Source organism: Clostridium moniliforme (genome assembly GCF_017873235.1).
Lineage (GTDB): Bacteria > Bacillota > Clostridia > Clostridiales > Clostridiaceae > Clostridium > Clostridium moniliforme.
Window position 1 is genome coordinate 45,742 of sequence record NZ_JAGGJZ010000010.1, and the last position, 14,233, is coordinate 59,974.

Genomic DNA, 14,233 nt, shown 5'->3' on the forward strand with positions numbered 1-14,233 from the left:
ATCACCTCTTAAATTTATTATTTAATAAATATATTAATTAAAATACAAAATAATAAAAATTATTTTGCAAATTTATATTTATAATATAATTATATTAGTTTTTTTGTTAATAATCTAATTATAAGTTAATCAAAAACACCCTCTAAGTTAAATGAGGGAACAAAATCAGTAGTATTTGTTCCATTATCTTGTATAAATGCATTTTTTATACCTATTTCAGCAGCATAATTAACTAGACTATCATAAACTTTAGGATTTAAAGGTTTTGAGATTTCTTTAAATTCAAAAGCTTTAAACATAGGTGTATATTGATTCATAATACTTATATAAACATCATCACCAAATAAAGAATATATAGTATCTATAACTTTTTTTGAATCAAATAAAAGTCCTGGAAGCATAAGGTGTCTAATTATCATTCCTTTAATCATTCTTCCTTTATTATCAAATTTATTTTTAGAAACTTGAGAAAACATTTCTTTTAGTATTTCTATTAAATTTTCTCTGTAATTTGGAGCTTTAGAATATCTAATAGCATATTTATTATCAAAATATTTAAAGTCTGGAAGATAGACATCAATATATCCTTTTAAAGCTTTTATTGTTTCTAAAGAATCATATCCATTTGTATTATAAAGTATTGGAAGATTCAACCCTTCTTTTTTTGCTATTTTTAAAGCTTCTATTATTTGAGGAACATAGTGAGTTGGAGTAACTAGGTTAATATTGTTTGCTCCTTCTTTTTGAAGTCTTAAAAATATATTAGCTAGTTCATTAACGGTTATAAATGCACCCTTATGTTCCTGACTTATTTCATGATTTTGGCAAAATACACATTTAAAATTACAGTTAGAAAAGAAAACTGTACCAGAACCAGTATCTAAAGATATTGGGGGTTCCTCCCACATATGTAACTTAGCTCTTGCAACTTTTATTTTGTCAGAAGAATTACAAACGCCAACTTCTCCCTTTAATCTATTTACATTACACCTTCTCATACAAAGATTACAATTTTCTAGTAAAGCATTGTATTCCAAAAAAATCACCTCTTATATAATATATAGAAATTATATTACTAGATAATTTTTTTATCAATTATATACTATAATGATATAAAGAATAGAAAATGGTGTTTATATTATTATATGTGAATTAAGGTTAGGAGAATTTTATGAATTTTATATCAGTTTTATGTTTTCAAATATTAGCAGTTATATTTATATTAGTTTCAATTGTAATTAATTTAGTAAAAGTAGTTAAAGGTAAAATATCAAAAAAATATTTAATATTAATTTTAGTAGTAGTAGTTTGCAGTGAAATAACTTTAATTAATATAATAATCCCTAAAATAAAAGACATTAAATATTACAAAAAAGAAGAATATTATATAACAACAGGAACTTGTAATAGTTTTAGTAATTACAGAGGAATAACACAATTAGAAGTAAATAATATTATATATAAAATAGATTCGTGGAAAATTAAACCTAAAATTGGAACTAAATATAGGCTAGAATATTTACCAAATAGTAAGTTTGTAATAAAAGCTAGTGAATTAAAAAATAACAATAGTATAAATTGAAATTAAAATATAAATAGGGTAGGGTGAAAAGATATGGAAGATGGATTTTTTGAATATGATTATTATGATGAAGTTTTTGAAAAAATTAAAATTAGGAATAGAGAAATAAGAGAGGTCAATTTTGAAAGATGTGTATTTAATGGATGTGATTTTTCAGGAACAAACTTTTTAGAAGTAACTTTTGATAGTTGTACTTTAAAGGAGTGCAATCTAACTCTTTCTAGATTTTATTATTCAAAACTTAGAGGAGTTAAGTTTATTGATTGTAAAATAGTTGGTGTAGATTTTACTAAATGTGATAGATTTATAATAGACTTTGAGTTTTATAAATCACTTATTCAAAGTTGTAATTTTGCAGAACTTAAAATACCAAAAACTAAATTTAAGGAATGCAATGTAACATCAAGTGATTTTATTAATTGTGATTTAAGAGGGGCAGATTTTTCAAAATCAAGCCTTGAAGATAGCATATTTGAAGGTACAAATCTTTCAAAGGCAAATTTTAAAGAGGCTATGGATTACAAAATAAATCCTCAAAATAATAATATAAAAAAGGCAGTCTTTAGTATTCCAGAAGTTTTAGCACTACTTGATGAGTTTAATATTATTATAAAATAATTTACTAAAGAAAATACTTAGGAGGAATTATGGAAAATATAGAAAAAATAATAGAAGGTACAAAAAGACCTATAACTATAAGTTATTTAAAGGATGAGTTTAAAAGAATAGGTTTGAAAAAGGGAGATAAAGTATTAGTTCATTCAGCTTTAAGCAAGTTAGGCTGGGTTTGTGGCGGTGAAGTTGCAGTTGTAAAGGCATTAATGGAAGTAATAACAGAGGAAGGAACTATAGTTATGCCAACTCATAGTGCTGATTACTGTGATCCTATATTTTGGGGAGAACCAGCAGTTCCAGATTCTTGGTATGAAGATATAAGACAAGAAATGCCAGCCTTTGATCCTAAAATAACTCCAACATGGGGAATGGGGAAAATAGTTGAAAGCTTTAGAAATTTTCCAAATGTAAAGAGAAGCTGTCACCCAACAGTATCTTTTGCAGCTTGGGGTAAGGATTCAGACTTTATAGTTGAAAATCATAGTTTAGAATATTCCCTTGGTGAAAAATCACCTCTTGCTAGATTTTATGATTTAGATGGAAAGATATTATTACTTGGAGTTGATTATGATAGCAATACATCCTTCCATTTAGCTGAATATAGAGCTAAAAATTATAATGAGGTTATAAATATATCACCAATAATAGAAAATGGAGAGAGAATATTTAAAAAGTATAAGGATATAGAATTTAAGACTGAATTATTTATGTTTGTTGGTGAAGAATTTGAAGAAAGATGCAATGTAAAATTAGATAAAATAGGCAATGCTAATGTCAAATTATTTAGTCAAAGAGAATGTGTTGATTTTGCAAAAAATTATTTTGAAAATTATAATTAATAAAGAAATAAGCTGCTGTTAAATAAACAGTAGCTTATTTTATATTACTTTTTAGATAATTCTTTTATTTTTGGAGAACTAAAGTATAAGTTGCAAACTTTATGTTTAGAATTAATATCTTTAAATGATATTGATATATTTACAGGCTCAGTTTCTTTAGTAAATTTAGCTCTATAAATTATGCTTTTAATATCCTTATCTTTTTTTGCTTGTACAAATTGTAAGGAACTTTTTTCATAAGTTCCAACAGCATTTTGAATAGGCATAACTAGATTAATAAAAGAAGCTTTATCAGGAACTAATTCATCCATTTGTGTATCGAAATCTTTTTTAAACTCATCATAGTTTAAATCACTCATTGAAGTTAGAATATTTTTCATTATAGAATCTGAATATTTTCTTATAGAAGACTCATCAATTTTTGAAGAACAACTTACTAAAGAAATTATAAAAATGCTTCCAATTAAAACAAATATAAATTTTTTTAATTTCATAAAAAATCCCCCACATAAATCAATAAAATTTAATAAAGATATTGTATCATATTTTCGTTAATAATCGCATTTTAAGGCAACAATAAAAAGATGATGTGTGATATAATATTTTAATACTAGGAAGGGAGGATGATGATTTGGATTTAAAATCATTATTAAACAAGGAACAGTATGAGGGTGCAGTTACAGTTGAAGGCCAAGTTTTAATATTAGCTGGTGCAGGCTCTGGTAAGACTAGAGTTTTAACATATAGAATTGCACATATGATTGAAGATTTAGAAATAAAGCCATGGAGCATATTAGCAATAACATTTACAAATAAAGCAGCTAAAGAAATGAAAGAAAGAGTTGAATCTTTAGTTGGCGAAAAAGCTAATGATATGTGGATATCAACTTTTCACTCAACTTGTGTTAGGATTCTTAGAAGAGAAATTGATAAGCTTGGTTATAAATCAAGTTTTACTATATATGATACTTCAGATCAAAAGACCCTTTTAAAAGAGTGTATGAAAGCTTTAAATATAAATGATAAAGATATTACATTGCAAGAAATTATGGGAAAAATAGGTAGAGCTAAAGATAATATGCAAGGCCCTGCAAGTTTTATGAGAGAACATGAAAGTAATTTTAGAGAAAAGAAAATTGCAGATGTTTATGAGATGTATCAAAAAAGACTTAAAGAAAATAATGCCTTAGATTTTGATGATCTTATATTTAAAACTGTAGAATTATTTAAAAGTCATGAAGATGTATTAGAATTTTATCAAAATAAATTTAAATATATTATGGTAGATGAGTATCAAGATACAAATGGAGCACAATATGAATTTGTAAGACTTTTAGCTAAAAGATATAAAAATATCTGTGTTGTAGGAGACGATGATCAGTGTATTTATGCGTGGAGAGGTGCAGATGTAACTAATATTCTTGAGTTTGAAAGAGACTATCCAAATTGTAAAGTTATAAAACTTGAACAAAATTATAGATCTAAAGGTAACATATTAGAGGCAGCAAATGTTGTTATAGTAAATAATTCAAGAAGAAAAAGTAAAGCCCTTAGAACAGAGCAGGATCCAGGAAGCAAAATAAAAATTTATAGAGCATATTCTGATAAAGAAGAAGGAGATTTTGTAGCTAGACAAATACTAGATATAAAATCTAAAAGTGGAGCAGAAAATAAAGATTTTGCAGTTTTATATAGAACAAATGCACAATCACGTTTATTTGAAGAAATCTTTAGAAGAAGAGGGATTCCTTATAAGATTGTTGGAGGAACAAAATTCTACGATAGAAAAGAAATTAAAGATATGTTAGCTTATCTTAAGGTGTTAGTAAATCCTCAAGATGATATAAGTATAAAGAGAATAATTAATGTTCCAAAGAGAAGTATAGGAGATGCAACAGTAAATAAAGTTCAAGATTTTGCAGATTCTTACGAATTAAATCTTTGGGATGTACTTCAAGAAGTTAGAAGTATACCTACTTTAACTGCAAGAAACTGTACATCACTTGAAAAGTTTACAGAACTTATGGATAACTTTATGATAATGGCAGAAACTATGCCAGTTTCTGTTTTAATTGAAACTATATTAAAAGATACTGGATATTTAGATGAACTTAAAAAATCAAATGAAATAGAAGATAAAAGTAGAATAGAAAATCTTCAAGAGTTAGTTTCTGATGCTGTTGAATTTGAAAAGAGTGAAGAAGAAGATAAAAGTTTAACTGCTTACCTAGAAAAAGTATCTTTAGTTCAAGATATTGATAATGAGGATGAAGAAGAAAATTCAGTAGTGCTTATGACTTTACATAGTGCAAAAGGATTAGAGTTTCCACATGTATTTATGGTTGGAATGGAAAATGGAATTTTCCCAAGTATGAGCGATTTTGATAAAGAGGATCAAATGGAAGAAGCAAGAAGACTTTGTTATGTTGGAATAACAAGGGCGAAGGAAACTTTATATATGACTTCAGCAGAAGTTAGAAGAGTTTTTGGTAGAACTATGTCTTATAGTCAATCAGACTTTATAGGTGAAATAAAATCTGACTTAAAGGAATATGTAAATGAACGAAGTACAAATGGAGCTGCAAGAGAAGGTATGTTTAATTCACCTTCAAAATCAAGCTTTAATAATCCTCATAGTTTAAGAAATTCTATGAGAGAAAATAATTCAAATAGAGCAGTATCACCAAGTGGAATTTCACATGTTTCTCCAAACAATGCAAAAGTAATGATAGATAGTTCAGAGATTACTCTTGGAAGGAAGGTTAAACATCCAAAGTTTGGAGAAGGAACGATAGTTTCTATAGCACCATCTGAAAGTGATAAAAAGCTTACAATAGCATTTGATAAACAAGGAGTTAAGGTTCTTTTATTATCAATGGCAAATTTAGAAGTTTTATAACTAGGAGGAAATGTATCTATGGATAAGAGAGAAAAAATGAAAGCTCTTGTAGATGAGTTAAATAGATATGCATATGAATATTATTCATTAGATAATCCATCAGTTAGTGATAGAGATTATGATAAAAAATATGATGAACTTGTTCTTTTAGAAAAAGAACTTAATGAAGTATTACCATATTCACCTACTGTAAGAGTTGGTGATGTGGTTTTAGATGGATTTAAAAAATATACACACAAGGGAAGACTTTGGAGTTTAGGGAAAGCTCAAAGTATTGAAGAAATTAAAGAGTGGCACAATAGAAATGTTAAATTTGTAAATGAAATGAGAGAAAAGGGAGAAGACTTACCTCCTTTAAAATATATAGCTACAAAGAAATTTGATGGATTAACAGTAAATTTAACTTATGATGAAAATGGTGTATTAAAAGTTGGAGCAACTAGAGGAACTGGAGTCATTGGAGAAGATGTAACTGCTCAAGTTAAAACAATAAAAAGTATTCCTCTTAAAGTAAATTGTAAAGATGTATTTGAAGTGCATGGTGAAGCAATTATGACAACTGAAGCTTTTGAAAAGTATAACAATGAAGCAGAGGTTCCATTAAAGAATTTAAGAAATGGTGCAGCTGGAGCTTTAAGGAATTTAAATGTTCGTGAAACTGCTAGAAGAAATCTTTCAGCATTTTTTTATGACGTTGGATATAAAGAAGGAAATCAATTTAAAAATTATATGGAAATGATGAATTTTATTAAAGAAATGGGATTTCCAGTAGATGATTATATTAAAGAATGTTATACAATTGAAGATATTCAAAAAGAAATAGATTATATTAGAGATATTAGATTTGATTTAAATTATGATATAGATGGTCTTGTACTTGTTATAGATGATATTAGAACAAGAGAACTTTTAGGTTATACTGTAAAATTTCCTAAATGGGCTATTGCATATAAGTTTGAAGCACAAGAGGCAACTACAAAGCTTTTAGAAGTTGAATGGAATGTTGGAAGAAGTGGAAGAGTTTCACCAACAGCAATTTTAGATCCAGTTGAACTTGCAGGAGTTACTGTAAAGAGAGCAACATTAAACAATATGGATGATATAAAAAGAAAAGGTATAAGAGTTGGAGCAGAAGTTTTTGTAAGAAGAAGTAATGATGTTATTCCTGAAATAATGGGAGTAGTTCCAGATAGCCTAGAAGAGTCAGCTGAAATAATACCTCCAACTATTTGTCCAGCTTGTGGAAGTCACTTAGTAGAAGAGGGAGCTCATATATTTTGTGAAAATACACTTTCATGTAAGCCACAACTTGTAAAAACAATAGTTCATTATGCTTCAAGAGAAGCTATGAATATTGTAGGTTTTTCAGAAAGAACTGCAGAAGCATTATTTGAAAAGTTAAATATAAAATCAATATGTGACTTATATAAGTTACATAAGGAAGATTTAGTGGAATTAGAGAAGTTTGGACCTAAAAAAGCACAAAATCTTTTAGATTCAATTGAGAATAGTAAAAATTGTACTCTTGATGCATTTATATATGCCCTTGGAATTAAAAATGTGGGAGTAAAAACTGCTAGAGATATAGTAAATAGATTTAAGTCAATTGAGGGCTTAAAAAAGGCTACTTTTGATGAACTCGTTGAAATTCCTGATGTTGGAGATATAGTTGCAAGTTGTATAGTTGAATTCTTTAATGAAGATAAAGTAATAGAAACAATTAATGAGCTTTTAAAAATTGGAGTTAATCCTATATTTGAAGAGATGGAAATAATACAAAGTGTGTTTGAAGGAAAAACTGTAGTTGTAACAGGAACTATGGAGAAATATTCAAGAAAAGAAATTAAAGAAAAATTAGAAACTCTTGGAGCTAAAGTATCAGGAAGTGTAAGCAAAAAAACTGATTATGTTGTAGCAGGAAAGGAAGCTGGATCAAAACTTACTAAGGCACAAGAGTTAGGCGTTAAGGTTATTAGTGAAGATGAATTTGAAGAAATGATAGGAGGTTAAATAAATTGAAAAAAATAATAAATATATTAAGTATTGCTTCAAGTGTGATAGCTTGTATAGTTATAATTTGTACTTTTTTAACTTCGTATCAATTTTTATATGTAGGAGAAATATTTGATTCATATTTACCAGTACAAATAATAGTTGCAATAACAATGGGTTTATGGGCAATTAGATTTTGGATAAGTGAATTTGGAAGAAGAAAGGTATTTTATACACTTTTAAGTTTATGTATATCAGTATCATTAGTTTGTTTTATATTTGGGACAATAAGATAATTATAAATAAAAAAACTTCTATGAAATATCATAGAAGTTTTTTATTTACGTTCTTTTTTCTCAAAATCTTTAACTTTTTCTAAATCATAAATATTAAATTCTTCAGAACTCTCTTCATTTAAAAAATCATCATAAGAATAATTGCTTTTATTTATATAAAGAGCGTCTAATTTTTGACTAATTTTTTCAAGTATATAGTTTTTATAACGAAGTTGATTATAAGCTTTTAAGGCTATAATAAAAAGCCATATGCCAATAAACATAAAAGTTAACATAAAAAGTATTCCTATAATGGATACTAAACCAACTAAAAATGTCATATCAACGCCTCCTTCGAATATAGGTTAATTATAGCATAATTATTTTATAAATTTAACCAAAGCATCAAAAAATATTCAAATATATGATTAAAATAATATGACGGTGACAATAATTATGATAAGTTAATAAAAAAAGGAGAGGCAAGGTTTGAAGAAACTAATAATACCTAGTTTTATTATTTTTATAATAGTTATTTTAAGTTTTATAGAGATAGAAAAAATAGATGAAGTTAAAGTTAATGATTCTCTTTTGTATGCCGTTAATACAGTGCCAAATGAATTAAAAGATATAAGTAAACTTACAGTAGGTGAAAGGGATATAATTTGTGCTACAAGTAAAGGCCTTATGGAGAAGGATAGTAATGGTAAGATAGTTCCTTCATTGGCAACAGAAGTAAAAGTAAAAGATGATGGAGTTGAGTATGAATTTAAAATAGCAGATGATGTTTATTGGAGTGATGGAAATAGAATTACAGCAAAAAATATAGAAGACTTTTTTAAGGAGTTACTCAAAGAAGAAAAGGATGAAAATATAAAACCATTTTTAAATGTTTATGGAGCAAAGGATTTTAGAGATGGGAAGACAACCTTTGAAAATGGAGTTGCTATAAATTCTAGTGAAGATATACTTAAAATTAGATTAAATGAGAAGAATGATAAATTTTTAGATGAACTTACAAAAGTTCAATATAGAGTTAGAAAGTATTTATTAATGTGGAATGATATTGAAAAAAACTATAAAAAAATAGTATATTCTGGAGAATATTTTATAAATAATGTTAGTAATGAAGGAATAGAACTAAAAAAGAATATCAACAGTAAAAATGATTCTACTAAAAATATAAAAATAAATTCTGATGAAAACGAAGAGTTATCAATGGCTGCTTTTGAAATAGGTGAAAGAGATATTGTTGTTAATCCACCTAGTACAGAGTTAAATAGATTACAAAGTGAAGGACGTCTTAAAACTTTACCATCTGAAAAAGGAAAGTATATTTCTTTTAACTTAGAGTTGGAGAATTTACCACTATCTGTTAGGAAAACTCTTTATTTTAATATAAACTCTGCAATGATAGAATATGAAGAGGAACACTCAAATTATATTGAACTTGCAGAAAGTAGCTATTTTAGAGAAGATAAAAATAATATAGATAAATTGCAGGCAAGAAAAGTTATGACAAATAATATGGATGGAAAACTTCCTGAAATAATAACTATACTTGCTAAGGATACTAATGAAAATAGAGGAATAGTTAAACATATTCAAAATTGGTTTAATAAAAATACAAATAGTAATGTAAGGTACACTCTTGCAACAGAGGCTGAATTTAAAAATTTAGAACTTAGAAAAAGATATGATATTTTAATTATAGATGAAGTTTCAAATTCAAGTAATAGAAAAGAATTCTATTCAAATCTAAAACCCTATTATACTGAAGGTGAATTAAAGATTTATGAAAAATTATGCAATAAAAAAAGTAAGGATTTTAATGAGTTAGAAGAGGTTCTTTTTAATAATTATAGTTTATTACCATTACTATTTGAAAATAAATCAGTTGCGATATCTAAAAAAGTAAATAATATTCAATTTGATTGGTATGGGAATATAAAATTTGAAGCACTAAAATAAGACTGCTAAATTGCGGCAGTCTTATTTTATATAGTTATATAATTAGTTTGATGTATTTTCATTATTAATATTTATATTATTTTCTTTGTCAGCATTCTTAGGATTAATTGATGAATTTTCTAGTTTATCTTCAGTAGAAAGATTTTCTATAATAGATCCGCTATTTTCTAAAGGCTCATTATTTATTGTAATCTCTTTAAGTTCTAACTTATCAAAAAAATTATCTTTGAAGTTATGAATTATTATATAGAATATAAACATATTTTTATAACTATCAAAAGATTTTCTGTTTGAAAAAGTAAATGTATCTTTTTTTCTTGAATAAGTCACATTCTTTAAAAAAATAGGAGACATACCAGTGCTAGCTAAAGTTGGTAGATTAGGCATTCTAAAAAATGTTTCATCTAACATATCTTTAGCAAGCATGCTAAAGTGTTTATACCTTTCTTCATTATCTAAATCAGGTGCATCTGGCCAACTAGTAACTAAATTTGAATTTAAAACATATTTTTTATATATTTTTGAAATAATAGGTGTATATTCTCTAATATTATCTGATTTATTAGCAAACATTATTAAAGATATTAAATAAAAACAAATATCAAAAGAAGTATATTTAATTTCTTTTTTATCAGTAAGCTTTTGAAGTATGTTATTATCCTTATCGTAAAGGGAAATTAGTCTATCCATTATATTACAATATTTTTCTCTAAAAGTAATTAAATTAGTATGTTCATATGAATTCATTAAATTAATTGCAAATAAAGCACAAATATCTAATTCTTCCACATAATAATCTTTTTCATCAAACTTACCAATTAAAAATTCACTTAAATCTGTAATTAAATCTAAAATTTTATTATTTTTAGAGTAATCATAGTATATATTAAATGCTAATAGAGTTTTAATACCTTCTTCAAAGGATAAGTTATATAACGCTTCTTTATAGTCTAAAAACATTTGTAAAATTTCTAATGAAAATTCTTCATATTCTTTTTTTATATCTTCATCTTCTTCATAAATTGAATATAAATAATAAGCATTCATCATAAATGCCTGATCGCTAAATAAAAATTTTCTATCCTTATCTATTAGGTTATGTTCTTTAGAACCATTTTCAAATAAGCTTTTTTTAGAAATAAATAGACCTTCTGTATTTCTTAAATTTTCATAATAAAAATCTAACTGTTCACGAGCAAGAAATCTATAAGCAGTTTTAAGGTGTTTTTCATCAGATTTTTTATTAAAATAAGAATAATAGTCGCTCATTTCCAATAAACACATTGTCATCAAAGCATTAGTTGATGGATTTACCTCTCTCTTAAAAGAAGATGAATCAAACCCGTGAGAAGTCTTATTATGCATAAATACTGGAGATGATTTCCTGTATAAGCACAATACTGGTGAAAATTTACTTAATATGCTAATATCTTTTGTAGATAAACTTTTTTTAGAATTTCTTACAGGGAATATATAACCGCATTTGGAATTTAGGGCAAGTATTTTAATAGCTTCTTTGGATAGATGAAAAAGCTGACCACATATTTCATCTTGTGATAGGCTATTCATGCGAAAAAATGGCCCGATATATCTCAAAATATTTCACCTCATAATATAATTGTTATAATAATTAATATGAGTAAACTTTAAAAAAATTGCATAAAACTAAAAAATGATTTAAATTACTATAAAATAGAGGAGTTTTAAATACTAATATAAGGAGGAAAAAACTGCAATGAGAGTTGATGGAAGAAAGAATGATCAAATAAGAGCTACTAAAGTAACTAGAAATTATACAAAGTATGCAGAAGGATCAGTTTATATAGAAGTTGGTGATACAAAAGTTATTTGTAATGTATCAGTAGAAGAAAGAGTACCACCATTTTTAAAGGGTACAGGGGAAGGTTGGATAACAGCAGAATATAATATGCTTCCTAGAGCTACAGGTACTAGAAAAGTTAGAGATATTGCAAGACTTAAAGTGGATGGAAGAACAATGGAAATTCAAAGGTTAATAGGAAGAGCATTAAGATCAGTTGTTGATTTAAAGGCGTTAGGAGAGAGAACTCTTTGGATAGATTGTGATGTTATTCAAGCTGATGGAGGAACAAGAACAACTTCAATAACTGGAGCATTTATAGCTATGGTTGATGCAGTTAATAAACTTCATAAAGAGAAACCATTTAAGGTTTATCCTATAAGAAATTTTGTAGCAGCAACTAGTATAGGAATAGTAAATGGCGAAAAGGTTATAGATTTATGCTATGAAGAAGATTCAAATGCTAAAGTTGATATGAATGTTATAGGAACAGGTGAAGGTGAATTTGTTGAGGTTCAAGGAACAGCTGAAGAATCTCCAATGACTAGATGTGAATTAAATGAGTTGTTAGATTTAGGAGAAAAAGGTTTAAGGCAAATGATAGCTGTTCAAAAAAATTCATTAAAGATGGATGCTTTATGGATTGGAACAGGAGGAAGATAAATGACAAAGTTTATTTTAGCTAGCAACAATCAAAAAAAAATAAAAGAAATAAAAGAAATCTTAAAAGGTTTAAATTTGGATATTAAATCTTTAAAGGATGAAAATATAGACATTGATGTTATAGAAGATGGATTAACATTTAAAGAAAATGCTTATAAAAAAGCAAGTGAAATAAAAAGCTATTTAGATAAAAGAGGGGAAAAAGATTTTATTGTTATGGCAGATGATTCAGGTTTAGAAGTTGATTACTTAAATGGAGAACCTGGAGTATATTCTGCAAGATACTCTGGAGAGCATGGAAATGATAAAAAGAACAATGAAAAGTTATTGTCAAAACTTAATGGAGTTCCAAAAGAAAAAAGAGGAGCTAAATTTGTTTGTCATTTAACTGTTATTAATTCAGAAGGTAAAACTTTAGATATTAGAGGTGAAGTTAAAGGAAGAATAATTAATGAGTTAAATGGAAATGGTGGTTTTGGGTATGATCCACTATTTTATTATGAAGAATTTGGAAAAACTTTTGGAGAAGTTAGTTTAGAAGAAAAAAGTAAAGTAAGTCATAGAGGAATAGCTCTAAAAGAATTAAAAAATAGAATTTCAGAGGTATTGTAGGAGGAGTTATGTTAATAGCTGTAGTTAGTGATACACATAGAATAAAAAAATATATAGAAGCAGTTAAAAAGCATTTAGATGGGGTAGATGTATTAATCCACTTAGGAGATAACGTTGATGATGTTATTGAGCTTTCAGAGAGATTTCAAGGGGAAGTATATGCTGTAACAGGAAATTGCGATTATTCTAATGATTATCCTATAGAAAGAATAATAGAATTAAATGGAGTTAAAATATTAGCTACTCATGGTCATGCATATAATGTTAAGTATGGATTAAATAATTTATATTATAGAGTTCAAGAAGTAGGAGCTAATATAGGATTATTTGGGCATACACATCAAGAATTAATAATTAATGAAAATGGTATAACACTTATGAATCCAGGAAGTATTTCTCTTCCAAGAGGAAATGGTAGGCATATTGGATTTATAAAATTAGAAGATGAAAAAGAGCCTGAAGTATATCTAGAAACAATTGAATAAAAAATTCGTATATATATTTATCAATTGAGTATTTATTATTTTGATAAATTGTTTATATATGCATGTTAAACTTTAAAAATTAAAAACTATTAAATTAAATTAGAAATTATTTAAAAAAAGTATTGACGAATTAGTTTTGATAATGTAGAATAGTCATTGTCGTTGTGAGCAACAACAGTAAATAAGAATGTTGGGTGTAAGCAATCAATGACTTTCCGGGGTGTGGCGCAGATGGTAGCGCGCATGGTTTGGGACCATGAGGTCGCAGGTTCGAGACCTGTCACCCCGACCATTTTAAATTTGTTAAATTAGATGTTGACAAATTCTTATAAAACCTGTATAAATAATAAGGCAGGTTGATTATTTAACTTAATAAATCTTGAATGAATTAAAGTTAAATAAGATATGCGGGTGTTGCTTAATGGTAAAGCTCTAGCCTTCCAAGCTAGCCACGAGGGTTCGATTCCCTTCACCCGCTCCA

The 14,233-nt window shown here is 26.9% G+C and carries 14 protein-coding genes and 2 tRNA genes; 12 read left to right on the top strand and 4 right to left on the bottom strand.

Going from position 1 to position 14,233, the window contains the following annotated elements; genetic code table 11:
- Nucleotides 1–125: 125 nt before the first annotated feature.
- Nucleotides 126–1,037: a radical SAM protein gene (locus tag J2Z53_RS11530; protein ID WP_209797641.1), complete on the bottom strand. Its 912-nt coding sequence runs from the start codon at nucleotides 1,035–1,037 to the stop codon at nucleotides 126–128.
- Nucleotides 1,038–1,171: 134 nt separating this feature from the next.
- Here J2Z53_RS11530 and J2Z53_RS11535 point away from each other — a divergent pair, with 134 nt between their 5' ends.
- From J2Z53_RS11535 to J2Z53_RS11545, 3 genes are read left to right on the top strand one after another with little or no spacing between them, the layout of a single operon-like run.
- Nucleotides 1,172–1,582, top strand: coding sequence for a hypothetical protein (locus J2Z53_RS11535; RefSeq protein WP_209797642.1), 411 nt, complete (start codon nucleotides 1,172–1,174; stop codon nucleotides 1,580–1,582).
- A gap of 33 nt (nucleotides 1,583–1,615) precedes the next feature.
- Nucleotides 1,616–2,200: a pentapeptide repeat-containing protein gene (locus J2Z53_RS11540; RefSeq protein ID WP_209797643.1), complete on the top strand. Its 585-nt coding sequence runs from the start codon at nucleotides 1,616–1,618 to the stop codon at nucleotides 2,198–2,200.
- Between the two features lie 29 nt (nucleotides 2,201–2,229).
- The gene (locus J2Z53_RS11545) at nucleotides 2,230–3,036 is read left to right on the top strand and encodes an aminoglycoside N(3)-acetyltransferase (protein ID WP_234925855.1); all 807 of its coding nucleotides are present in this window, start codon (nucleotides 2,230–2,232) and stop codon (nucleotides 3,034–3,036) included.
- Nucleotides 3,037–3,080: 44 nt separating this feature from the next.
- Here J2Z53_RS11545 and J2Z53_RS11550 read toward each other — a convergent pair whose 3' ends face one another.
- Nucleotides 3,081–3,530 (bottom strand): hypothetical protein, encoded by a 450-nt coding sequence (locus tag J2Z53_RS11550; protein WP_209797644.1) that lies wholly within the window; start codon nucleotides 3,528–3,530, stop codon nucleotides 3,081–3,083.
- A 137-nt stretch (nucleotides 3,531–3,667) separates the two neighbouring features.
- Between J2Z53_RS11550 and pcrA the strand changes: the two genes are divergently transcribed.
- Genes pcrA through J2Z53_RS11565 form a run of 3 tightly spaced genes read left to right on the top strand, consistent with a single transcriptional unit; the run spans nucleotide 3,668 to nucleotide 8,223 of the window.
- Nucleotides 3,668–5,935: a DNA helicase PcrA gene (gene pcrA, locus J2Z53_RS11555; RefSeq protein ID WP_209797645.1), complete on the top strand. Its 2,268-nt coding sequence runs from the start codon at nucleotides 3,668–3,670 to the stop codon at nucleotides 5,933–5,935.
- Nucleotides 5,936–5,953: 18 nt separating this feature from the next.
- Nucleotides 5,954–7,945, top strand: a complete 1,992-nt coding sequence (gene ligA, locus J2Z53_RS11560; RefSeq protein ID WP_209797646.1) for an NAD-dependent DNA ligase LigA — start codon at nucleotides 5,954–5,956, stop codon at nucleotides 7,943–7,945.
- A gap of 5 nt (nucleotides 7,946–7,950) precedes the next feature.
- Nucleotides 7,951–8,223, top strand: coding sequence for a hypothetical protein (locus tag J2Z53_RS11565; protein ID WP_209797647.1), 273 nt, complete (start codon nucleotides 7,951–7,953; stop codon nucleotides 8,221–8,223).
- A 41-nt stretch (nucleotides 8,224–8,264) separates the two neighbouring features.
- Here the strand turns inward: J2Z53_RS11565 and J2Z53_RS11570 are convergent, their stop codons facing one another.
- Nucleotides 8,265–8,543, bottom strand: a complete 279-nt coding sequence (locus J2Z53_RS11570; RefSeq protein ID WP_209797648.1) for a hypothetical protein — start codon at nucleotides 8,541–8,543, stop codon at nucleotides 8,265–8,267.
- Nucleotides 8,544–8,691: 148 nt separating this feature from the next.
- On the opposite strand from J2Z53_RS11570, the gene J2Z53_RS11575 reads away from it, so the two are divergent.
- The gene (locus tag J2Z53_RS11575) at nucleotides 8,692–10,173 is read left to right on the top strand and encodes an ABC transporter substrate-binding protein (RefSeq protein WP_209797649.1); all 1,482 of its coding nucleotides are present in this window, start codon (nucleotides 8,692–8,694) and stop codon (nucleotides 10,171–10,173) included.
- A 42-nt stretch (nucleotides 10,174–10,215) separates the two neighbouring features.
- On the opposite strand, the gene J2Z53_RS11580 is transcribed toward J2Z53_RS11575, so the two are convergent.
- A complete protein-coding gene (locus J2Z53_RS11580) occupies nucleotides 10,216–11,742 on the bottom strand; it encodes a hypothetical protein (protein ID WP_209797650.1) in 1,527 nt (508 codons plus the stop codon).
- Between the two features lie 166 nt (nucleotides 11,743–11,908).
- On the opposite strand from J2Z53_RS11580, the gene rph reads away from it, so the two are divergent.
- The 5 genes from rph (at nucleotide 11,909) to J2Z53_RS11605 (ending at nucleotide 14,233) form a co-directional block, all read left to right on the top strand.
- Nucleotides 11,909–12,655, top strand: a complete 747-nt coding sequence (rph, locus tag J2Z53_RS11585) for a ribonuclease PH (protein ID WP_209797651.1) — start codon at nucleotides 11,909–11,911, stop codon at nucleotides 12,653–12,655.
- On the top strand, nucleotides 12,656–13,267 hold the full coding sequence (locus J2Z53_RS11590; RefSeq protein WP_209797652.1) for an XTP/dITP diphosphatase: 612 nt from the start codon (nucleotides 12,656–12,658) through the stop codon (nucleotides 13,265–13,267). It begins immediately after the preceding gene.
- Between the two features lie 8 nt (nucleotides 13,268–13,275).
- Nucleotides 13,276–13,752 carry a YfcE family phosphodiesterase gene (locus tag J2Z53_RS11595; RefSeq protein ID WP_209797653.1) on the top strand — a complete coding sequence of 159 codons (477 nt, stop codon included), beginning with the start codon at nucleotides 13,276–13,278 and terminating at the stop codon, nucleotides 13,750–13,752.
- A 216-nt stretch (nucleotides 13,753–13,968) separates the two neighbouring features.
- Nucleotides 13,969–14,044, top strand: a tRNA-Pro gene (locus J2Z53_RS11600).
- A 115-nt stretch (nucleotides 14,045–14,159) separates the two neighbouring features.
- A tRNA-Gly gene (locus J2Z53_RS11605) sits at nucleotides 14,160–14,233 on the top strand.